Origin of the sequence: Pantoea sp. RIT413, assembly GCF_003057675.2 — a bacterium.
Taxonomy (GTDB): Bacteria; Pseudomonadota; Gammaproteobacteria; order Enterobacterales; family Enterobacteriaceae; genus Pantoea; species Pantoea eucrina.
This window is the reverse complement of the sequence record NZ_QBJB02000010.1, coordinates 91,206-113,477: the sequence shown is the minus strand read 5'-3', so window position 1 is coordinate 113,477 and position 22,272 is coordinate 91,206. Positions and strand designations below refer to the sequence as shown.

General features: G+C 57.8%; 19 protein-coding genes. 12 read left to right on the top strand and 7 right to left on the bottom strand.

The genetic code is table 11. The features are described from left to right. Positions 1 to 102: 102 nt before the first annotated feature. From DBY66_RS13465 to DBY66_RS13455, 3 genes are read right to left on the bottom strand one after another with little or no spacing between them, the layout of a single operon-like run. On the bottom strand, positions 103 to 1,347 hold the full coding sequence (locus tag DBY66_RS13465; RefSeq protein ID WP_108570014.1) for a c-type cytochrome: 1,245 nt from the start codon (positions 1,345 to 1,347) through the stop codon (positions 103 to 105). A 4-nt stretch (positions 1,348 to 1,351) separates the two neighbouring features. Beyond that, positions 1,352 to 3,121: a GMC family oxidoreductase gene (locus DBY66_RS13460; RefSeq protein WP_039382349.1), complete on the bottom strand. Its 1,770-nt coding sequence runs from the start codon at positions 3,119 to 3,121 to the stop codon at positions 1,352 to 1,354. 33 nt (positions 3,122 to 3,154) lie between these two features. After that, on the bottom strand, positions 3,155 to 3,886 hold the full coding sequence (locus DBY66_RS13455; protein WP_071669127.1) for a gluconate 2-dehydrogenase subunit 3 family protein: 732 nt from the start codon (positions 3,884 to 3,886) through the stop codon (positions 3,155 to 3,157). Between the two features lie 534 nt (positions 3,887 to 4,420). Between DBY66_RS13455 and DBY66_RS13450 the strand changes: the two genes are divergently transcribed. The 3 genes from DBY66_RS13450 (at position 4,421) to DBY66_RS13440 (ending at position 8,917) form a co-directional block, all read left to right on the top strand. Continuing rightward, complete coding sequence (locus DBY66_RS13450; RefSeq protein ID WP_108570015.1) at positions 4,421 to 5,992, top strand: ABC transporter substrate-binding protein; 1,572 nt, start codon at positions 4,421 to 4,423, stop codon at positions 5,990 to 5,992. A 121-nt stretch (positions 5,993 to 6,113) separates the two neighbouring features. Then, a complete protein-coding gene (locus DBY66_RS13445; protein ID WP_108570016.1) occupies positions 6,114 to 7,616 on the top strand; it encodes a helicase HerA-like C-terminal domain-containing protein in 1,503 nt (500 codons plus the stop codon). Positions 7,617 to 7,639: 23 nt separating this feature from the next. Beyond that, positions 7,640 to 8,917 carry a DUF445 domain-containing protein gene (locus tag DBY66_RS13440; RefSeq protein ID WP_108570017.1) on the top strand — a complete coding sequence of 426 codons (1,278 nt, stop codon included), beginning with the start codon at positions 7,640 to 7,642 and terminating at the stop codon, positions 8,915 to 8,917. A 460-nt stretch (positions 8,918 to 9,377) separates the two neighbouring features. On the opposite strand, the gene lptG is transcribed toward DBY66_RS13440, so the two are convergent. Further along, positions 9,378 to 10,454 (bottom strand): LPS export ABC transporter permease LptG, encoded by a 1,077-nt coding sequence (gene lptG / locus DBY66_RS13435; protein ID WP_039382335.1) that lies wholly within the window; start codon positions 10,452 to 10,454, stop codon positions 9,378 to 9,380. Beyond that, positions 10,454 to 11,554 (bottom strand): LPS export ABC transporter permease LptF, encoded by a 1,101-nt coding sequence (lptF, locus tag DBY66_RS13430; RefSeq protein WP_108570018.1) that lies wholly within the window; start codon positions 11,552 to 11,554, stop codon positions 10,454 to 10,456. The genes lptG and lptF overlap by 1 nt, the downstream gene beginning before the upstream one ends. A 265-nt stretch (positions 11,555 to 11,819) precedes the next feature. Between lptF and pepA the strand changes: the two genes are divergently transcribed. The 5 genes from pepA to DBY66_RS13405 all read left to right on the top strand — a co-directional run bounded on the left by pepA (position 11,820) and on the right by DBY66_RS13405 (position 17,625). Beyond that, a complete protein-coding gene (pepA, locus tag DBY66_RS13425) occupies positions 11,820 to 13,331 on the top strand; it encodes a leucyl aminopeptidase (protein WP_039382329.1) in 1,512 nt (503 codons plus the stop codon). A gap of 170 nt (positions 13,332 to 13,501) precedes the next feature. Continuing rightward, positions 13,502 to 13,735: a hypothetical protein gene (locus tag DBY66_RS13420; RefSeq protein WP_104085585.1), complete on the top strand. Its 234-nt coding sequence runs from the start codon at positions 13,502 to 13,504 to the stop codon at positions 13,733 to 13,735. Beyond that, a complete protein-coding gene (locus DBY66_RS13415) occupies positions 13,732 to 14,190 on the top strand; it encodes a DNA polymerase III subunit chi (RefSeq protein ID WP_039382327.1) in 459 nt (152 codons plus the stop codon). Before DBY66_RS13420 ends, DBY66_RS13415 begins: the two co-directional genes overlap by 4 nt. Before the next feature lie 5 nt (positions 14,191 to 14,195). Beyond that, positions 14,196 to 17,051 (top strand): valine--tRNA ligase, encoded by a 2,856-nt coding sequence (locus DBY66_RS13410; protein WP_071669131.1) that lies wholly within the window; start codon positions 14,196 to 14,198, stop codon positions 17,049 to 17,051. A gap of 67 nt (positions 17,052 to 17,118) precedes the next feature. Further along, positions 17,119 to 17,625 carry a GNAT family N-acetyltransferase gene (locus DBY66_RS13405; RefSeq protein WP_039382322.1) on the top strand — a complete coding sequence of 169 codons (507 nt, stop codon included), beginning with the start codon at positions 17,119 to 17,121 and terminating at the stop codon, positions 17,623 to 17,625. A gap of 10 nt (positions 17,626 to 17,635) precedes the next feature. Here DBY66_RS13405 and miaE read toward each other — a convergent pair whose 3' ends face one another. Beyond that, a complete protein-coding gene (gene miaE, locus DBY66_RS13400) occupies positions 17,636 to 18,397 on the bottom strand; it encodes a tRNA isopentenyl-2-thiomethyl-A-37 hydroxylase MiaE (RefSeq protein WP_039382319.1) in 762 nt (253 codons plus the stop codon). A 55-nt stretch (positions 18,398 to 18,452) separates the two neighbouring features. Beyond that, a complete protein-coding gene (gene rraB / locus DBY66_RS13395) occupies positions 18,453 to 18,878 on the bottom strand; it encodes a ribonuclease E inhibitor RraB (RefSeq protein WP_039382316.1) in 426 nt (141 codons plus the stop codon). Between the two features lie 163 nt (positions 18,879 to 19,041). On the opposite strand from rraB, the gene argF reads away from it, so the two are divergent. The 4 genes from argF (at position 19,042) to ridA (ending at position 22,159) form a co-directional block, all read left to right on the top strand. Next, positions 19,042 to 20,049, top strand: coding sequence for an ornithine carbamoyltransferase (argF, locus tag DBY66_RS13390; protein WP_108570019.1), 1,008 nt, complete (start codon positions 19,042 to 19,044; stop codon positions 20,047 to 20,049). Positions 20,050 to 20,278: 229 nt separating this feature from the next. Continuing rightward, positions 20,279 to 21,214 (top strand): aspartate carbamoyltransferase, encoded by a 936-nt coding sequence (gene pyrB / locus DBY66_RS13385; RefSeq protein WP_039382311.1) that lies wholly within the window; start codon positions 20,279 to 20,281, stop codon positions 21,212 to 21,214. A 13-nt stretch (positions 21,215 to 21,227) separates the two neighbouring features. Then, the gene (gene pyrI / locus DBY66_RS13380) at positions 21,228 to 21,692 is read left to right on the top strand and encodes an aspartate carbamoyltransferase regulatory subunit (RefSeq protein ID WP_039382309.1); all 465 of its coding nucleotides are present in this window, start codon (positions 21,228 to 21,230) and stop codon (positions 21,690 to 21,692) included. Between the two features lie 80 nt (positions 21,693 to 21,772). Then, positions 21,773 to 22,159: a 2-iminobutanoate/2-iminopropanoate deaminase gene (ridA, locus tag DBY66_RS13375; RefSeq protein ID WP_039382308.1), complete on the top strand. Its 387-nt coding sequence runs from the start codon at positions 21,773 to 21,775 to the stop codon at positions 22,157 to 22,159. Positions 22,160 to 22,272: the final 113 nt, after the last annotated feature.

Here is a 22,272-nt window from a genome sequence, read left to right as displayed (position 1 = left end):
GGCGCCATGAATGGCGCCCCTACGGGGGATGGATATTATCGAATATCGTACGAGTCCCGTAGGGGGCGCATTTATGCGCCCCTGGTTGAATCCGGGTGACGATTAATGCAGGGTTTTGCGGACGTCGGCGACCTGCTCTTTGGTCACGGCCGGGGCGCGGTTGCTCCAGCCCTGGCGAACGAAGGTGGCGAGCTGTGCGACCTCTTCGTCGCTCAGGCGCTGGCCGAAGCCCGGCATCGCCAGCGTCGACGGCGCTTTAGCCGTTGAAGGCTGCTGCGCGCCGACGAGGATCGTGTGGATCAGCCCCGTCGGATCGCCTGCGTTCACGATCGTTGCCTGATCCAGCTCGGGGAAGATCCCCGGCGCACCCTTGCCGGTTACGAAGTGGCAGGCGCCGCAGTTGTCGAGATAGAGACGCTCGCCTTCGCTCAGGTTCTTCGCGGCCGTCAGTTTGGCTTCGGTCTGCTGCTGCGCCTGCACGTTGTAGGCCTGCAGCGGCGGATTGCCGCCAAGGAACTTCAGATAAGCAGCAATCGCTTTCAGATCGGCATCGGTCATATGGGAGCTGGAGTGCTCAATCACCGACTTCATCTCACCGCCCACGGCAGCTTTATCGTTACGCCCGGTCTGCAGGTAATCGATCACCTCCTGCTCGCTCCAGTGCGGCATACCGCGCAGCGACGGCACATCCCAGTTATTCAGGCTGCCGCCGGCGAGGAAGGTTTTGTCGCTGCTGTCGAGCGATTTCTCATTCATGCCGAGACCGCGCGGCGTATGGCAGCTGCCGCAGTGGCCAAGACTCTCGACGATATAGGCACCGCGATTCACTTCAGCAGAGGCGCCGCCAATCGGCTGAAACGGCTTGTCGGAGGTAAATGCCCAGTTCCAGAAGCGCATACCCCAGCGCTGGCTGAACGGGAAGCTCAGCTTCGTCTCCTGCGGCTGCTCGCTGCTCGGCTTTACGCCCTTCATAAAGTAGACCCAGAGCGCGTGCATATCAGCATCGCTGATCTTCGCATAGTCCGGATACGGCATGGCCGGATAGAGGCGTGAACCATCCGGCAGCACCCCTTTACGTACCGCGTCAGAGAACTGCTGTTCGCTGTAGTTACCGATACCGTGCGCTTTGTCCGGCGTGATGTTAGTGGAGTAGATCGTGCCCAGGTTCGACTCAATCGCCAGCCCGCCCGCGTAGGCTGCTTTGCCCGCGACGCTGTGGCACGCCATGCAGTCGCCCAGCCGCGACAGATACTCGCCCTGCTTAATCAGGGCCGCTTCATCTTCCGCCTGCGCCTGCAGCGCCACGCCGCTCAGCGCCAGCGCTATCAGTAATGTTAGTTTTTTCATCTGCTTATGCCTGTACCAGTGGGCCGGGGTTCTTCAGATACTGCTCTTTGATCGCCTGCGCCGCCATCAGGGTGATCGCGCCGATGGTATCGGTCGGGTTCGCCTGGAAGTTTTGCGGGAAGGCGTTGCCGCCCGGCACAAAGACGTTATGCACGTCCCAGCTCTGCAGGTATTTGTTCAGCGCCGAGGTTTTCGGGTTATCGCCCATCACCGCACCGCCCACGTTGTGGGTTGAGACATATTTGGTGAGGTCAAAATCGGCGCCCATCGGCAGGAAGCTCATACTCATGCTGTCCGGGTTCAGCTCTTTGGCAATATCGCCCACGATGCCCTTCAGATGCTGCTGCAGCTTCAGCTCGTTCTCTTTCCAGTTAAAGGTCATACGCAGCAGCGGGTTGCCGCGATGATCGGTGTAGTGCGGATCGAGATCGAGATAGATATCGCGATAGGACTGGCAGGTGGTAGTGATGCTGATCTTCATCGAATGGTTGTACCACTGCTCCAGACCCTCTTTGTAGCCCATACCCCAGGCGGGCGTGCCTTTCGGCAGCGCAGCGGCCATCGGCGTACCGGTCGCCTGCGAGCTGTGGATCTTGGCGCCGCCGAGGAAGCCGAGGCCCGGGCCGTCGAAGTTGCCTGGCGAGATGTCATTGAACATCTGGCCGGTCGCGCCGGCGGTGGCGTAAGAGTTAAAGTTCTTGTCTTTAAAGAACAGCGTGGCGCCGCCGTTGGAGAGAAACGCATAGTTGCGCCCTACCACACCCTCTTCAGTGATCGGGTTATAGGGCTTGCCGATACCGGATAGCAGCATCAGACGCACGTTGTAGAGCTGGAAGCTGGAGAGCACCACAATTTTGGCTGGCTGGAACACCTCGTTGCCGTCGGCATCGTAGTAGATCACGCCTTTTGCGGTTTTGCCATCATCGTGCAGCACGACTTTAGCCACTTCAGCGTTCACTTCGTAGGAGAAGTTCGGCAGACGCTTCAGCGCATCCATCACCGCCGTCTGCGGTGACGCTTTGGAGTAGTTCAGGCACGGATATTTGGAGCAGTAGCCGCAGTAGTTGCACGGTGCAATCTGGTTGCCGTAGGGGTTTTTCCACGCGCGCGACACGCAGGCTGAAGGGTTCGGGAACGGATGATAGCCGAGCTTCTTCGCCGCCTCTTTAAACATCACGTTGTTGAGCGTGTCGTCCAGCGCCGGCAGCGGGTAAGGCTCTGAGCGCGGCCCTTCAAACGGATCGCCGCCTTCGAGGATCTGACCACGCAGGTTGCCGGTGGTGCCGGACTGCCCGCAGATCAGCTCAAATTTATAGAAGTAAGGCTCAATCTCTTCCCAGCTGAACGGGAAGTCCATAACGCGCATATCATCCTGCAGAATGCCCGGCTTATACGCCTGATCAACATAGGTTTTCAGTTTGATATCGGTCGGGGTCGGACGGATCAGTACTGCCGTCCAGTGCATGCCTGCACCGCCCACGCCGGTGCCGGGTGCGAAGGCACCCCATTTGCGGGTAGGCAGTGCAGTCTGATCCATATTGTAACGCACCGTCACCGCCACCTCTTTCGGCGTGGCGAAGACTTTGTTACGTACGTTATAGGCGTATTCATCGGCCGGCTTCGGGTAGGCGAAGTCGGGATAGTCGCGCTCGCCGCCGCGCTCCAGCGCGCGCACCTCAAGTCCGGCCAGCGCCAGCTCGATACTCATCAGCGAGCCGGCCCAGCCGAGGCCGCACACAACGACATCGACTTCTTTTTTTGTAATCTGTGCCATGTTAGTTCTGTCTCATATACCAAATAGGGAAATTCAGGCGCGCTGGCCCAGCAGGCTGACCGGTCCGAGCGGATACGGCACGTTGTGCTGCTTCACCCATTCGGTAAAGCTGGCGCGGGCACCCGGGAAGCCGATAGCGATCCACGCCTTCATGCCTTTATTACCGCCATACATCGGGTCGGCAAGATAACCATGTTTGGTATCAGCCAGCAGCTGGCTGAAGAACTGTGAGGCTTTCAGCGACGGCTCGCCCAGCGCCGCAAAATCGAGGCCATCATTCTTGTTGATACGGGTCAGCACGGCATCTTTCTCTTCCGTGCTCAGCTCGTGGAAGGCTTTCTGATAGGTCGTCTGCGTCCACTGCTCCACCAGCTTGATGGCGGTGCGGTACATCTGCTGCGGCGTAAACGGGATCTGATAGCCCATGGTCGCCGGCGCGTGTACATCAAACGGCCCCTGCAGATAGATTTCTGCACCGAACTCCGGCGTGTGCAGCTGCTGGTCGATAAAAATCGGTACGTTGGTTTCCAGCGCGCCGGGCGCCTTGCCGCTGCCGCCAGCCGGGATCAGACGGTCGGTTGCCGCCAGGATAAACTGCCATTCACTGGCGCTGAAAAAGATCGGTTTATAATCGGCGAGTTCCGGCGCAGCCATTTCTGCCGCCTGCGCGGCGGTAACGCCTTTTAATAAAAGGTCGCTGACCGGCAAAGCCAGCAGCGCCCCGAGTAAAAATTTACGTCTGGTGGTGGGTTTTTCTAACAGCATGGCGCGACAATTCTCACTAGCTAAGAAAGATAATTTATATTTTTGTTAATGACGTTATAAATCGGCAAACAAGCGGGCAATCTTATGGATACAAATATTTCAGGATGTAAAAATTAAATTTAAAATGTGTTTAAGTGAAGGATGATTATTTTTTTGCAGCGTCATGCGCGTGTAACAGTGCCACTTATTAACTGAAATTGTGGTTTAAACCCGCAAAAAGCAGGGGTTTTTAGCGCTTTATCTTGATATAACGCTAAAAGCGCTGCATTAAAGAAATAATCGCCCGGCGCAACTGTTGAAAATAAATCACGCTTACACTGCAGTAACGATCAGCGTAAATATTCAGCTTCATTAAGCCTCAGCCAGCTTTTCATCCCTCTGCGTTTTATTTATCCATTTAATGCATAAAAAAACGGCAAAATAATTAATACCCGGTATTAACGTTATATTCTGACAAAGCTCAGAACAAACCGGCATTTTGACTCTGCCCGCCGCGCGTTAAATTCAGCGTCTCTTCCTCTGAGGATAATAATAATGCGCTTACTGATTTTACTGGCAGCGGTCTGGAGTACTGCCTTTACCCTGCATGCCGCCACGCCAGAGGATACGCTGGTAGTGGCAGTACCGCTGGATGGCATCATCAGCTTTGACCCGGCGGAGAGTTTTGAGACGGTCAGCAACAGCGTGCAACGCAATCTCTATCAGACCCTGACCGAGCCGGATCGCAACGCGCCGCAGCAGCTTGCGCCGCTGCTGGCTAGCGAATGGCAGCCCGGCAGTACGCCGCACAGCCTGCGGTTTACCCTGCGGCCCGACGCGCGCTTTGCCAGCGGTAACGCGGTGACAGCGCAGGATGTGGTGTTCTCTCTGACGCGCGCGGTAGAGCTCAACAAAGCGCCGGCGTTTATTCTGGCGGAGTTTGGCTGGACCCATGCCAATATCGCCAGCCAGTTTCAGGTGCTGAGCGACACACAGCTGGAGATCCGCTGGCCGGCCGCAATTGGACAGGATCTGGCGCTGCGACTGCTCACCGCGCCGGTGGCGTCGATTGTTGACAGCAAAACGGTACAGCAGCATGCGGTCAACGGTGACAGCGGCAACGGCTGGCTGCACACTCACTCCGCCGGTAGCGGTGCCTTTACGCTGCAGCAGTATGTGCCGCAGCAGGCGGTGGTGCTGAGCGCCAGCCCGCAGGCCAGGCCGGCACCGCAGCTGCGGCGCGTGCTGCTTAAAGGAGTAACGGATGCCGGCGCACGCCGCCTGCTGATCCAGCAGGGCGATGTCGATGTCGCCTATCAGCTCGGCCCCGATCAGATCGACGCGCTGAAACAGGATAAGCACCTGCGTATTGAAGCCTTTCCTTCCAGCCTGATTTACTACCTGGCGTTCAATGCCCGCAACGCCGCGCAGCCGGCACTGGCTAACCCGGCGCTGTGGCGCGCCGCGCGCTGGCTGGTGGATTATCAGGCTATCTCACAGCAGCTGCTGAAAGGACAATACCGCATCCATCAGAGTTTCCTGCCGCAGGGATTTGACGGCGCACTGGAGGAGACGCCGTTTCACTATGACGTTGCGAAAGCCAAAGCCATTCTGGCGGAGGGCGGCATTCAGCCCGGCACGCGCATTGCGCTGACGGTCATCAACCAGCCTCCCTATATTGATGTAGCGCAGGCGCTGCAGGCGAGTTTTGCTAAAGCAGATATCGATATCGATCTGCAGCCGGTAGCGGAGTCGGCGCTGTGGAGTAAAATGCGCGGCCGCGATTTCCAGTCGATCTTTATCTACTGGGGGGCGGATTATGTTGATCCCAATACCAACGCCAGCGCCTTTGCCTGGAACGTACCGGGCGGCGCTAAAACGCTGGCGTGGCGGGTCGGCTGGGATATTCCGCAGCTCAGCGCGCAGACGCGGGCGGCGGCGGGTGAAAGCGACGTGGTAAAACGCCGGGCGCTCTATATCGCCCTGCAGCAGCGCGTACAGCAGGACTCCCCGTTTGTGGTCACGCTGCAGGGTGCGCAGCAGGTGGCGATCCGGCAAAACGTGACCCACGTCCGGCAGGGTATCGGCGTCAGCCTGCTCTTCTTCGATACGGTCCGTAAAGGGTAACGCCTCTTCTGCCCTCCGGCACGACCGGAGGGCTTCTCCTTTTCTGCGCAATCAGTTGCGCTACCGCAGGCTGCGCTTGCTATCCTTGGTGTCATAACGCATTGCTGAAGAGCGAGAGATTATGACCACCCCACTGCTGATTGCTCAAACCCACGATATCCGGCTGTCGCTGCTCCCGGCGATGGCCAATCGCCACGGGCTGATCGCTGGCGCCACCGGTACCGGCAAAACCGTTACGCTGCAGAAGCTGGCAGAATCCTTTTCACAGGCCGGCGTGCCGGTATTTATGGCTGACGTCAAAGGGGATTTAAGCGGCATTGCCACTCCCGGCAGCGCCTCTGAGAAGCTGCAGGCGCGGCTGTCACAGATTGGCGTCAGCGACTGGCAGCCGCATGACAACCCGGTGATGCTGTGGGATATCTTCGGTCAGCAGGGCCACCCGGTACGTGCCACCGTTACCGATCTGGGCCCCCTGCTGCTGGCGCGGCTGCTGGGGCTGAATGAGGTGCAGTCGGGCGTATTGCAGATTATTTTCCGCATTGCAGACGATCAGGGGCTGCTGCTGCTCGATTTCAAAGATCTGCGCGCAATGACGCAGTATATCGGCGACAACGCCAAAGCGTTTCAGACGCAGTATGGCAACATCAGCAGCGCATCAGTGGGTGCGATTCAGCGCGGCCTGCTGGCGCTGGAGCAGCAGGGAGCGGAGCATTTTTTTGGTGAGCCGATGCTCGATATCCGCGACTGGATGCGCTGCGATGAGCAGGGCCGCGGCTATATCAATATTCTCGCAGCAGAACGGCTCTATCAGATGCCTAAACTCTACGCCACCAGCCTGCTGTGGCTGCTGGCGGAACTCTATGAGCAGCTGCCGGAAGCGGGCGACCTGGATAAGCCGAAAATGGTCTTCTTCTTTGATGAGGCGCATCTGCTGTTCAGTGATGCACCGCCCGTGCTGCTGGAAAAGATCGAGCAGGTCATCCGCCTGATCCGCTCCAAAGGCGTGGGCGTCTGGTTCGTCACGCAGAATCCGTCAGATATTCCGGACAAGGTATTAGGCCAGCTTGGCAATCGCGTGCAGCACGCCCTGCGCGCCTTCACGCCGCGCGATCAGAAAGCGGTAAAAAGTGCCGCTGAGACCCTGCGCGCTAACCCGGCGTTTGATGCCGTGGCGGCGCTTCAGGCGCTCGGCACCGGTGAGGCGCTGATCTCTTTCCTCGATGAGAAAGGCAGTCCATCTATCGTGGAACGCGCTATGGTGATCGCCCCCGGCTCACGCATGGGGCCGCTGACGCAGGATGAGCGCAACGACCTGATCAACCATTCGCCGCTTTATGGCAAATATGATGATGAGGTCGATCGCGAGTCGGCGTTTGAGCGCCTGCAGCAGGGGATCGCCACCGCGCCGCAGCAGTCAGCGGCGCCGGACGTTAAAGGCGCTGACGTGAAGGTAGACAGCGGCATTCTTGGCGGTCTGAAAGATATTCTGTTTGGCACCACCGGACCGCGCGGCGGTAAACGCGACGGCGTGGTTCAGAGCGTGGCCCGCAGCGCAGCGCGCCAGGTCACCAGCCAGATCGTGCGCGGCATGCTGGGCAGCCTGCTCGGCGGGCGCCGCCGTTAAGGACTCTCTGCTAAGATCGGATAATGGATAAATATCAACAACTGAAGCGCAGCAAACAGCTGGCGCTGGCGCTGCTGCTGGCGGCAGCGGCAACCTTTATCGTTACGCTGTTTCTGCCCGCTAATTTCTGGGTGCTGGGCGTTAAAGCGATCGCTGAAGCGGCTATGGTCGGCGCACTCGCCGACTGGTTTGCGGTGGTGGCGCTGTTTCGCCGCGTGCCGCTGCCGCTGATTGCGCGCCATACGGCAATTATTCCGCGTAACAAAGATCGCATCGGCGAAAACCTCGGTCGCTTTGTGCAGGAGAAGTTTCTCGATACCGATTCGCTGCTGGCGCTGATCCGCCGCAACAATCCGGCACAGCTGCTGGCGCAGTGGCTGAACGCGCCGGGCAACGCCGATCGCACAGGGCGTCATCTGCTGCAGGTCATGCGCGGTTTTCTCGATCTCACGGACGATGCCCGCATTCAGCAGTTTATGCGGCGCGCCGTGCATCGCGCGCTGGATAAGGTCGATCTGACCCAGTCCAGTGCGATGATCCTCGACAGTCTGACCAAAAATAACCGCCATCAGGCGCTGCTGGATGCGGCGATTGAACAGCTGCTGCTGCTCCTGCATAAGCCCGGCACGCGTGAGTTTATCGCTCTGCAGATTGTGCGCTGGCTGAAGCGTGAGCATCCGGTTAAAGCTAAAGTGCTGCCGACCGAGTGGCTGGGTGAACACAGCGCCACGCTGGTCGCTAACGCGGTGGACTCCATTCTCGACGAAGTGGCGCGCGATCAGGGGCATGAGCTGCGTCTCGGCTTTAATCGCGCGGTGCAGCGGCTGATTGACCGGCTGAAAAGCGATCCGGAGATGGCGGCGCGCGCAGAGTCAGTGAAGCAGTGGCTGAAAGAGGATGAGTCGCTGAATCGCTATATCGGTGAGCTGTGGCAGGATCTGCGCGCCTGGCTGAAGCGCGATCTCAGCAGCGATGATTCCCGCGTACAGGAGCGGGTACGGCTGGCGGCGCTGTGGCTGGGAGAGACCCTGCTGGCCGATGAGGCGTTACGCAGTTCGATGAATCAGCATCTGGAGGATGCGGCGCGCAGCGTGGCCCCGGAGTTTGCTGCTTTTCTGACGCGTCATATCAGCGATACGGTAAAAAGCTGGGACGCACGTGATATGTCGCAACAGATTGAGCTGAACATCGGGCGCGATCTGCAGTTTATCCGCATCAACGGCACGCTGGTCGGCGGCACCATCGGCCTGCTGCTCTATCTGCTGTCCCAGTTGCCCGCGCTCCTGCAGACGCTGCCCTGACCCGCAGAAGCTGAGCCAGGGCGCCATTAATGGCGCCCCTACAGGGCCGCTCGCAGGGGGCGCATTCATGCGCCCCTGGCCCAGGCCAAATGCTAAACAATCAGGGTGCCATAAATAACCAGGGCGCCATGAATGGCGCACCTACAGGATAACGTAGGGGCCTCATTAATGAGGCCCTGGCGCATTCATGCGCCCCTGGTCCAGGCCGAATACCAGAAAATCAGGATGCCATAAATAACCAGGGCGCCATAAATGGCGCCCCTACAGGATAACGTAGGGGGCGCATTAATGCGCCCCTGGTCCAGGCCGAATACCAGAAAATCGGGGTGCCATCATTAACCCAGGGCGCCATGAATGGCGCCCCTACAGGATAACGTAGGGGGCGCATTCATGCGCCCCTGGTCCAGGCCGAACACCAAAAAATAAGGGCGCCATAAATGGCACCCTGGATCTCTCCCGCTTAACGTCGTTTCAGCAACAGATAGAGACTGATAGCGAAGAAAGCGCCGCTGGGCAGGATTGCCCCTAATATTGGCGGCAGGCCATAGACCAGGCTCAGCGGACCAAAAATCTGATCCAGCACGTAGAACAGGAAGCCGAAGCTGATACCCGTCACCACGCGCACGCCCATCGATACGCTGCGCAGCGGTCCGAAGATAAAGGAGAGCGCCATCAGCATCATGACCGCTACCGAAAGCGGCTGGAAGATTTTACCCCACATATTGAGCTGATAACGGCCTGACTCCTGCCCGCTCTGCTTGAGATATTTACTGTAGTTATACAGGCCGCTGATTGAGAGCGCGTCCGGATCCAGCGCCACCACGCCCAGCTTGTCTGGCGTCAGGTTGGTTTTCCACTCGCCGTTCAGGCTCTGCGAACCGGTGATCTGCTTTGGATCGGTGAGGTCTGACTCATCCACCTGCGCCAGCTCCCACCGCTTACGCGCCTGATCCCAGGTCGCGGTGGCCGCATAGCGCACGCTCTGCAGACGGCGGGCGTCGTTAAAGCGGTAGATGCTGACTCCATCAATCTCGTTATCGCCCTTGATGCGTTCGATATAGATAAAGTCGTTGCCATCCTTCGCCCAGAGGCCATTCTGCGTGGAGACCAGCGACCCGCCGTAAAGCTGCTGCGCGCGGAAATTACGCGCCATCTGCTCGCCCTGCGGCGCCACAAACTCGCCGACGGCCATGGTCAGCAGCACCAGCGGGATCGCGGTTTTCATGACGGACAGCGCCACCTGCAGGCGGGTAAAGCCGGACGCCTGCATCACCACCAGCTCGCTGCGCTGAGCCAGCGTGCCGAGGCCAAGCAGCGCGCCAAGCAGTGCCGCCATCGGGAAGAAGATCTCGATATCTTTCGGCACGCTCAGCAGAGTGTAGTAGCCCGCATCCAGCGCAGAATACGCGCCCTGCCCGGTTTTACGCAGCTGATCGACAAACTTGATAATGCCCGACAGCGACACCAGCATGAACAGCGTCATCATGATGGTGTTAAAAATGGTTTTACCGATATAGCGGTCAAGAACCTTAAACATCACACTGACCCTCCGCGGCTGAAACGCGCCCGCAGACGTCGCATCGGCACGGTATCCCAGGCGTTAAGCGCCACCGCCAGTGCCAGATACGCAATGTTGACGGTCCACATCCAGATAGCCGGATCGAAGCGGCCTTTAGCCGCATTGGAGCGCAGCGAACTCTGCAGCAGGAAGAAGATCAGATAGAGCAGCATCGCAGGCAGCATCGACAATACGCGGCCCTGACGTGGATTGACCACGCTAAGCGGCACGACCATCAGCGCCATAATCAGCACCGAGAAGACCAGCGTCAGGCGCCAGTGCAGCTCAGCCTGGAACTGCGGCGTTTTGGTGTTGATGAGCGTAAGCAGATCGGCCTGATCGGCATCGTTAGGATCGAGCGTCGCTTCTTTATAGCCGACTACCGCCTGATAGTTCACAAAGTCAGTGATGCGGAAATCACGCAGCAGCGCGGTACCTTCAAAGCGGGTGCCTTTATCCAGCGTCACCACCTGCGAGCCATCCTTGCGCTGCTCCATATGGCCGCTGTCCGCCAGCACCACCGACGGACGCGCGTTGCCTTTAGGCCGCAGCTGCGCGAGGAACACGTTGCCGAAGGTGTTGCCTTTCACATCCTCGACAAACAGCACGGTATTGCCGTCGCTGGAGGTCTGGAACTGGCCTGCGGCCAGCGCAGCAGCGCCCGGGTTCGCTTTGGCATTCTGCGTAACCTCATCCTGGTAACGCGATGACCAGGGGCCGAGCCAGATCACGTTGACCGCCGCCACCAGCGAGGTCATCAGCATCAGGATCATCGCCGCTTTAACCAGTAACCCTTTACCCAGGCCGCAGGCGTGCATCACCGTAATTTCACTTTCGGTGTATAGCCGGCCCAGCGTCATTAAAATCGCCAGAAACAGACTTAAGGGTAAAATAAGTTGCGCCATTTCAGGCACACCGAGTCCTAACAAGGTCAGAACCAGATTTGTGGGGATTTCGCCATCCACCGCCGCCCCTAAGATCCTGACTAACTTCTGACAAAAGAAGATTAGCAGCAGGATAAACAGGATAGCCAGCTGGCTTTTGAGCGTTTCCCGAACCAGATATCTAATAATGATCACGCTTAGTACGCCTGTGAAAACTTGTCTTTTTGCAGGAAAATCGCTAGTTTCAACGCTTATCAGCCATTTTTCTTCATCAATGGCCGTATTGGTCGCTAAAATGGTCTGTTAATGCGTCAGGGTGGTGAAAAAACATCACATTGTCACCCCACTCATTATGACCAGCGGCGTTAAATTGTCATGGCGTCGCGCCAAATAATGGGTGACGAACGCGCTACATTCTAACGACAGCTACGGCCGTTGTCTTTAAGATTCAGGAGAGTGCATGGAGTTCAGTGTAAAAAGCGGCAGCCCGGAAAAACAGCGGAGCGCCTGCATTGTTGTAGGCGTTTTTGAGCCGCGCCGTTTATCGCCCATTGCCGAACAGCTGGATAAAATCAGCGACGGCTATATCAGTGCGCTGCTGCGCCGCGGCGAACTGGAGGGCAAAGTCGGCCAGACGCTGCTGCTGCACCATGTGCCGAATATTCTCTCTGAACGTATTCTGCTGATTGGCTGCGGCAAAGAGCGCGAGCTGGACGAGCGTCAGTATAAGCAGGTGATCCAGAAGACCATTAACACGCTGAATGACACCGGCTCCATGGAAGCGGTCTGCTTCCTGACCGAACTGCATGTTAAAGGCCGCAACACCTACTGGAAAGTGCGCCAGGCTATCGAAACTTCGAAAGAGGCGCTCTACAACTTTGATCAGCTGAAAAGCAATAAAGTTGAGCCGCGTCGTCCGCTGCGCAAGCTGGTGTTCAACGTCCCGACGCGTCGCGAACTCACCAGCGGTGAGCGCGCTATTCAGCATGGCCTTGCCGTAGCAGCCGGCGTGAAAGCGGCAAAAGATCTCAGCAACATGCCGCCAAATATCTGTAATGCGGCCTATCTCGCTTCGCAGGCACGCCAGCTGGCGGACGCTTACAGCAAAAACGTTACGACCCGTGTTATCGGCGAACAGCAGATGAAAGAGCTGGGCATGAATGCCTATCTTGCGGTCGGCGCCGGTTCGCACAATGAGTCGCTGATGTCGGTTATTGAGTACAAAGGTAACAGCGATCCGGACGCGCGTCCCATCGTGCTGGTGGGTAAAGGGCTGACCTTTGACGCCGGCGGCATTTCCATCAAGCCTGCTGAAGGCATGGATGAGATGAAATATGATATGTGCGGCGCGGCCTCGGTCTATGGCGTAATGCGCATGGTGGCGGAACTCAATCTGCCGCTGAACGTCGTGGGCGTGCTGGTGGGCTGTGAAAATATGCCGGATGGCCGCGCAATGCGCCCGGGCGATGTTCTGACCACGATGTCAGGCCAGACGGTGGAAGTGCTGAATACCGATGCTGAAGGTCGTCTGGTGCTGTGCGACGCCCTCACCTACGTTGAACGTTTTGAGCCTGAAGTGGTGATTGACGTGGCGACCCTGACCGGTGCCTGCGTAATTGCGCTGGGCCATCACGTAAGCGGCCTGCTTTCGAATCACAATCCGCTGGCGCATGAGCTGATCAGCGCTTCTGAACAGTCAGGCGACCGCGCGTGGCGGCTGCCAATGGCCGATGAGTATCAGGAGCAGCTGGAGTCGAACTTTGCCGATATGGCGAATATCGGCGGACGTCCGGGCGGTGCGATTACGGCCGCCTGCTTCCTGGCGCGTTTTGCACGCAAATATAACTGGGCGCACCTCGATATCGCCGGCACCGCATGGCGCTCCGGTAAAGCCAAAGGCGCTACCGGTCGTCCGGTACCGATGCTCTCTCAGTTCCTGCTGAACCGTGCGGGTCTGAACGGCGACGATTAATCGGTATTGCGCGTCCTGTGGCGGCATTTCTCCCGTAGGGGCGCCATTCATGGCGCCCGGTTTGATGCGCGTGCGGAACGTGATGACGCCATTCATGGCGCCCGGGGGTGATGCGCGCGCGAGACGTGATAACGTTCAATATGGCGCGGTGTTTGACCAGGGGCGCATAAATGCGCCCCCTGTGGCGGCATTTCCCCTGTAGGGGCGCCATTCATGGCGCCCGGTTTGATGCGCGTGCGGAACGTGATGACGCCATTCATGGCGCCCGGGTTGACGCGCGTACGGGACGTGATGACGCCATCAACAACATTCCTGCTGCTGATATCGGCCTTAATGTTGGACGCACGCCGCGCGCTGACGCACAATGCTCTCTGTTGTTACTGATGGAATTTAGCCCGCCATGAAAAACGCCACCTTCTATGTTTTAGAGTCAGAAAGCGCCAGTGATGGCCTTAGCGCTATTGAAGCGCTGGTGTGCGATCTGGCTGCTACCCGCTGGCGTGAAGGCAAACGTATCCTGATCGCCTGTGAAAGCGAAGCGCAGGCGAACCGGCTGGATGAGGCGCTGTGGCAGCGCCCGGCTAACGCCTTTGTGCCACATAATCTGGCGGGTGAAGGCCCGCGTTACGGTGCGCCGGTAGAGCTTGCCTGGCCGCAGCGCCGCAGCAGTGCGCCGCGCGATTTGCTGATCAGCCTGCTGCCGGCATTCGCAGATTTTGCCACCGCTTTCCATGAAGTGATAGACTTCGTACCGTATGAAGAATCCCTGAAACAACCGGCGCGCGATCGCTATAAAGCCTATCGTAGCGTTGGTTTCCAACTGAAAACGGCGCCACCACCCCCGCCGCAAACGACATAGCAGAAATGGACAAGACATATAACCCGCAAGATATCGAGCAGCCGCTCTACGAGCACTGGGAACAGCAGGGCTACTTTAAACCGAATGGCGACACCAGCCAGGAAAGCTTTTGCATCATGATCCCGCCGCCGAACGTTACCGGCAGCTTGCATATGGGTCACGCCTTCCAGCAGACCATTATGGATACCATGATCCGCTACCAGCGCATGCAGGGTAAAAATACCCTGTGGCAGGCGGGCACTGACCATGCCGGTATTGCGACGCAGATGGTTGTAGAGCGTAAGATCGCCGCCGAAGAGGGGAAAACGCGCCAGGATTATGGTCGTGACGCCTTTATCGATAAAATCTGGGAGTGGAAAGCGGAATCAGGCGGCACTATTACCCGCCAGATGCGCCGCCTCGGCAACTCCGTGGACTGGGAGCGCGAGCGCTTCACCATGGATGACGGCCTCTCAAATGCGGTGAAAGAAGTTTTTGTGCGCCTTTATAAAGAGAACCTGATCTACCGTGGCAAACGCCTGGTAAACTGGGACCCTAAACTGCGCACCGCTATCTCCGATCTGGAAGTAGAAAACCGCGAAAGCAAAGGCTCGATGTGGCATATCCGCTATCCGCTGGCGGATGGCGCGACCACGGCAGACGGCAAAGATTATCTGGTTGTCGCCACCACCCGTCCGGAAACCCTGCTGGGCGATACCGGCGTTGCCGTCAATCCGGAAGATCCACGCTATAAAGATCTGATCGGCAAAGAGCTGATTCTGCCGCTGGTAGATCGCCGCATTCCGATCGTGGGTGATGAGCACGCCGATATGGAAAAAGGCACCGGCTGCGTGAAGATCACTCCGGCGCACGATTTCAACGACTATGAAGTGGGTCGTCGTCACAAGTTGCCGATGATCAACATTCTGACCTTTGACGGCGATATCCGCAGCCGTGCTGAGGTGTTTGACACCAACGGTGAAGCGAGCACCGCCTGCTCCGATGAAATTCCGGCGGCGTTTCAGGGTATGGAGCGCTTTGCCGCGCGTAAAGCGATTGTCGCTGCCGTGGATGAAGCGGGCCTGCTGGATGAGATCAAGCCACACGACCTGACGGTGCCGTACGGCGATCGCGGCGGCGTGGTGATTGAGCCGATGCTGACCGATCAGTGGTACGTGCGTACTGCCCCGCTGGCGAAAGTTGCGGTAGAAGCGGTAGAGAACGGCGACATCCAGTTTGTACCGAAGCAGTATGAAAATATGTACTTCTCCTGGATGCGCGATATTCAGGACTGGTGTATTTCACGCCAGCTCTGGTGGGGGCATCGCATTCCGGCGTGGTATGACAACGACGGCAACGTCTATGTCGGCCGCACCGAAGAAGAAGTGCGTCAGGAAAATAATCTGGCTGCAGACGTGGCGCTGCGTCAGGATGATGACGTGCTGGATACCTGGTTCTCCTCCGGCCTGTGGACCTTCTCTACTCTTGGCTGGCCAGAGAACACCGAAGCGCTGCGCACCTTCCACCCCACCAGCGTGCTGGTGAGCGGCTTCGACATTATCTTCTTCTGGATCGCGCGCATGATCATGCTGACCATGCACTTTATCAAAGATGAAAACGGCAAGCCGCAGGTGCCGTTTAAGACCGTCTATATGACCGGTCTGATCCGCGATGAAGAGGGACAGAAGATGTCGAAGTCGAAAGGCAACGTCATCGATCCGCTCGATATGGTTGATGGGATTTCGCTGGAAGCGCTGCTGGAGAAACGTACCGGCAACATGATGCAGCCGCAGCTGGCGGAAAAAATCCGCAAGCGCACCGAGAAGCAGTTCCCGGACGGCATCGTGCCATCAGGCACTGACGCCCTGCGCTTTACGCTGGCCGCGCTGGCCTCAACCGGACGCGATATCAACTGGGATATGAAGCGTCTTGAAGGCTATCGCAACTTCTGTAATAAGCTGTGGAACGCCAGCCGCTTTGTGCTGATGAATACCGAAGATCAGGATTGCGGTCAGCAGGGTGGCGAACTAAAGCTGTCGCTGGCGGATCGCTGGATCCTGAGCGAGTTTAACCGCACGGTGAAAGCGTACCGTGAGGCGCTGGACAGCTATCGCTTCGATATCGCGGCCAATATTCTCTATGACTTCACCTGGAATCAGTTCTGCGACTGGTATCTGGAGCTGACTAAGCCGGTGATGAACAGCGGCAGCGAAGCGGAGCTGCGCGGCACGCGCAACACGCTGGTAACGGTGCTGGAAGCCCTGCTGCGTCTGGCACACCCGATTATTCCGTTTATTACGGAAACTATCTGGCAGCGCGTAAAAGTGCTGAAAAACATCGATCATGACACCATTATGCTGCAGCCGTTCCCGCAGTATGAAGTGGCAAATGAGGATGCACCAGCGCAGGCCGATATCGAGTGGATGAAGCAGGCAATTGTGGCAGTGCGTAATATTCGTGCTGAGATGAACATTGCGCCGAGTAAGCCGCTGGATGTGCTGCTGCGCGACTGCTCCGCTGACGCACAGCGTCGCGTGGAAGAGAACCGCAACTTCCTCTCCCGCCTGGCGCGTCTCGCGAGCCTGACGATCCTGCCGGCGGGCGACAAAGGCCCGGTCTCTGTGACCAAGATCGTCGAGGGCGCAGAGCTGCTGATCCCGATGGCCGATCTGGTCAACAAAGAGGCGGAGCTGGAGCGTCTGGCAAAAGAGCTGCTGAAGCTGGATGTTGAGATTGAGAAGATCCAGACCAAGCTGGCGAACGAAGGCTTTGTGTCGCGCGCTCCGGAAGCGGTGGTCGCGAAAGAGCGCGAGCGCGTGGCGGAGATGGAGCAGTCAAAAGCAAAACTGATTGAACAGCAGGGCGTGATTGCGGCATTGTAAGCGCTTAAGACCTGTTCGTTAACCGAAGCCGGGCTCTGCCCGGCTTTTTTATTACCGGAATTCTGCCATGAGCACCCTCACCTCACTGAATCTGCAGGTCCGCCCGATCTGCGCCGCGGACAACCAGCCGATTGCACAGGTGATCCGCACGGTGTCAGCCGAGTTTGGCCTGACCGCGGATAAAGGCTATACCGTCGCCGATCCCCAGCTTGATAGCCTGTTTGAACTCTACAGTACCCCAGGGAGCGCCTACTGGATTGTGGAGCTGGAAGGCAGCGTCGTGGGCGGCGGCGGCATTGCGCCGCTGGCGTGCAGCGCGCCCGATATCTGCGAACTCCAGAAGATGTATTTTCTGCCGCAGGTGCGCGGGCTCGGCCTGGCGCGTGAACTGGCGCTGCGCGCGCTGGCGTTTGCCCAGGCGCAGGGGTTCCGCCGCTGCTATCTGGAGACCACCGCCAGCCTGACGCGGGCGATTGCGCTTTATGAAGCGCTGGGATTTACGCACATTGACCGCGCCATGGGCTGTACCGGTCACGTCGATTGCGAAGTGCGGATGCTTAAAACGCTGGCGTAGAAGCCCGCACTCAGAACGCGGGCACGCCGCTGTGAAAGCGCAGCTCCGTATCCGGCTCGCCGATCAGGCGCGCTTCCGCTGCGCCGATCGCCTGCACGCGCGGTGTAATATCGCGCGGTGAGATCTGCGCTGCCAGCGCAAGGTAGTCCTGATAGTGACGCGCTTCTGAACGCAGCAGCGAGATATAGAACTTCTCCAGCTGCGCATCCAGATGCGGTGCCAGGCTGGCAAACCGTTCGCAGGAGCGCGCTTCAATATAGGCGCCGCAAATCAGCTTATCCACCAGCGTATCGGGCTCATGGGTGGTGACCTCCCGCAGCAGCCCTTTTGCATAGCGGCTGGCGGTGATTTTGCGGTAAATCAGACCGCGCGCCTGCATGATCTCCCATACCTGATAAAAGTGGTGCAGCTCCTCTTTGATCAGCAGCACCATCTTCTCCACCATCTCATCCGCCCACGGCAGTTCGTTGCGCACGATAACGCTTTTGGTCAGATTTTTATGCGCATTGATGAAGTCGCTGCTGTGCGCTTCGCCAAAGACAAACGCCTCATAAGGTTCGAGCCACGCCAGAATCGCCTCACCGCTCGGTTTATCTGCCACATATTTACGGATCAGCCATACGGCGGTCTGTGCCGCTTTCAGCTCACATACCATGTGATCGGTCAGCAGCAGCGTAAGATTTTCCGGTTTGCGCGCCTCTGCGATCCACGCCTCAGGCGTGCGACAGTGCAGGAACTGGTGGATGGGTGCTAATAGCGGGGCGTAATTCATCGGTGGTCTTTACAGGCAGGTAAGTGAAACGGGCGACAGGCGCCGCCCGGTACAATCAGTGACGGACGCCGTTATCCTCGCCGTCGTCGTCCATCTCTTCATCTTCGTCTTCGTCATCTTCCGCGTTGGGATCTTCGAAGTAGGTACCCCAGCCGTCATAATCGACGTTGTATTTGCCCACCAGGTTCACCAGCTGCTCAACCTGCGCATCGATCAGTTCAGGTTTCAGGGCAGATTCGCTGAGGATATCCACACACATTACCGTGGTGCCATCTTCCAGCTCCAGCTCTTCCGGCTCGGTGACTTCATAGCCCAGCTTAAACGCATCAACTGCCGCTTTTTCCAGCGAGTCGAAGTTGTTGCAGGAGAGATGATGTTCAATGGTGTAGAGCGCGTCCGGATCGCTTCCGTCATCCAGCAGCTCTTCGATGATCAGACGCGTCTCTTCGCGCTGTTCTTCCAGCAATGCTTCGTATGCCATGTGTGAGTCCTCAAAATGGTGGCAGTGAATGCAATTATTTTCCCATACTGCCTCGCGCGCCACTACACAAAACAGAAAGTTTATTTGCGCCGGGGTTGAAAATGAATATTCATACCATTAAATTGAATTTTAATTCATTATTAAGCAGCTTACGGAGCAAAGCATGAGCCAGTTATATTCGAAACATTTCCTGCGGTTGCTGGATTTTACTCCGGCAGAGATCGCCAGCCTGCTGTCGCTGGCCGCTGAATTAAAGCAGGCCAAAAAAAGCGGCAGTGAACCGCGCTACCTTACCGGCAAAAATATTGCGCTCATCTTCGAAAAAGACTCGACCCGTACCCGATGCTCTTTCGAAGTTGCCGCTTACGATCAGGGTGCAAACGTGACCTATCTCGGGCCGGGCGGCAGTCAGATTGGGCATAAAGAGTCGATGAAAGACACCGCCCGGGTGCTGGGACGCTTCTATGACGGTATTCAGTATCGCGGCTATGGTCAGGCGCTGGTGGAAACTTTGGCTGAACACGCCGGTGTACCAGTGTGGAACGGTCTGACCGATGAGTTTCATCCTACGCAGCTGCTGGCCGATCTGCTCACGATGCAGGAGCAGCTGCCGGGTAAAGCGCTGAGCGACATGACGCTGGTGTATGTGGGCGACGCGCGCAATAACATGGGCAACAGCATGCTGGAGGCCGCCGCGCTGACGGGGCTCGATTTGCGTCTGGTAGCGCCTGAAGCGTGCTGGCCGGAGAGCGAGCTGGTAGAGACGTGCCGGGCAGCGGCGGCGCAAACCGGCGGCAAAATTACGCTGACGGAGAATATCGCCGAAGGCGTGCAGGGTGCAGACTTTATCTATACTGACGTCTGGGTCTCTATGGGCGAGGCGAAATCGGTGTGGGAAGAGCGTATCGCTCTGCTGCGCCCCTATCAGGTTAACAGCGCGATGCTGGCGCTGACCGGTAATCCGCAGGTGAAGTTTCTGCACTGCCTGCCCGCTTTTCACGATGACAAAACCACGCTGGGCCAGCAGCTGGCGGCGCAGTACGGACTGGAAGCCGGAATGGAAGTCAGCGACGAGGTATTTGAGTCGGCGCACAGCGTGGTATTCGATCAGGCGGAAAACCGCATGCACACCATTAAAGCAGTGATGGTGGCCACGCTGGCTCAGCGCTGATTAACGCCAGGCAAACGTTTACTTAGCGCTTGCTGCCCGCCCGCGAATGCGTATAATGCGCCACAATTTGCCGGAGGAAATATGCCACAGCGCCAGCCACATTTTGCCGCTCCCGTCCGCCTGAACGCAGGCGGCACCGCTGTTTCTTTCCGCTATTCACCGATCGTAATAAAGCCCCTGTAAAGGGGCTTTTTTTTGTCCGCTATCCGGCAGCACTGAGGAGAAAGCTATGGCTAACCCGCTATATCGCAAACACATCATTTCCATCAACGATCTCAATCGCGATGAACTGGAGCTGGTGCTGCACACCGCTGCCCGGCTTAAGGCGCAGCCGCAGCCTGAGCTGCTGAAGCATAATGTGATTGCCAGCTGTTTTTTCGAAGCCTCTACCCGGACCCGCCTCTCGTTTGAGACGGCGATGCATCGCCTGGGCGCATCGGTGGTCGGGTTCGCCGACGGCGGTAATACCTCGCTGGGCAAAAAAGGCGAAACGCTGGCCGACACCATTTCCGTCATCGGCACCTACGTTGACGCTATCGTGATGCGCCATCCGCAGGAGGGTGCGGCGCGTCTGGCCACGGAATTTTCCGGCGGCGTACCGATCCTCAACGCCGGCGATGGTGCGAATCAGCATCCGACGCAAACCCTGCTCGATCTCTTTACCATCCGTGAAACGCAGGGGCGGCTTGATAACCTCAGCGTCGCGATGGTCGGCGATCTGAAATATGGCCGTACCGTGCACTCGCTTACGCAGGCGCTGGCAAAATTCACCGGCAACCGTTTTTACTTTATCGCCCCGTCAGCACTCGCCATGCCCGCCTATATTACCGATATGCTGGATGAACAGAACATCGTCTGGACGCGGCACGACAGCATTGAAGAGGTGCTGCCTGAACTCGACATTCTTTATATGACACGGGTGCAGAAAGAGCGTCTCGATCCGTCAGAGTACGCCAATGTTAAGGCACAGTTCATTCTGCGCGCCGCCGATCTGCACGGCGCGCGCGGCAATATGAAGGTGCTGCATCCGCTGCCGCGCGTGGATGAGATCGCCACCGACGTCGACAGCACGCCCCACGCCTGGTATTTCCAGCAGGCGGGGAACGGCATTTTTGCCCGCCAGGCGCTTCTGGCGCTGGTACTGAATAGCGAACTGACAGACTAAGGAGCCGACGATCATGACCCAGGATAATAAACTGCAGGTAGAAGCGATTAAACGCGGCACGGTAATCGATCATATTCCGGCCCAGACGGGATTTACGTTGCTGTCGCTGTTCCGCCTGACGGAAACCGAGCAGCGTATTACCATCGGCCTTAACCTTCCTTCCGGCGAGATGGGACGTAAGGATCTGATCAAAATCGAGAACACTTTTCTTACTGAAGATCAGATCAATCAGCTGGCGTTTTATGCGCCGCACGCTACGGTAAACCGTATCGAAGAGTATGAGGTGGTGGCCAAAATTACCCCAACGCTGCCGGCGCGCATTGAGCAGGTGCTGACCTGCCCGAACAGCAACTGTATCAGCCGCAGCGAGCCGGTTTTCTCCAGCTTTGCGGTAAAGCAGCGTGAAGATGATATCCACCTGCAGTGTAAATATTGCGAGAAGTCGTTTGCCCGCCATGTGGTGCTGGGTCACTGGTAATCATCTGACCGCTCCCTATAATGGGAACCCTTGCTTACGCGGCGAGCGCCCCGCTGGCCGCGCACTTCTGAGGAGAAACGATGTCTCGCGAAATCAGTACGGAACAGGCTCCCGCCGCTATCGGTCCCTATGTGCAGGGCGTAGATCTCGGCAGCATGATTATCACCTCCGGACAGATCCCGGTCGATCCGGCAACCGGCGCGGTCGCCGATGATGTGGCAGCCCAGGCGCGCCAGTCGCTGGAGAATGTCAAAGCGATTGTTGAAGCAGCCGGTCTGCAGGTTGGCGACATTGTCAAAACCACGGTCTTTGTCAAAGACCTCAACGACTTTGCCACGGTTAACGCCACTTACGAGGCGTTTTTTACTGAGCATCAGGCCAGCTTCCCGGCGCGCTCCTGTGTCGAGGTCGCCCGCCTGCCTAAAGATGTCAAAATTGAGATTGAAGCGATCGCCGTACGTCGCTGATCCCCTGCCCCTCTCCCGGCCGGGAGGGGGGACTCACCACTTCCTTGCGGCATATCAAGCCATACGCAATTAATCCCGCCCGAACACAACATATAGTCATTACACTACCTGAA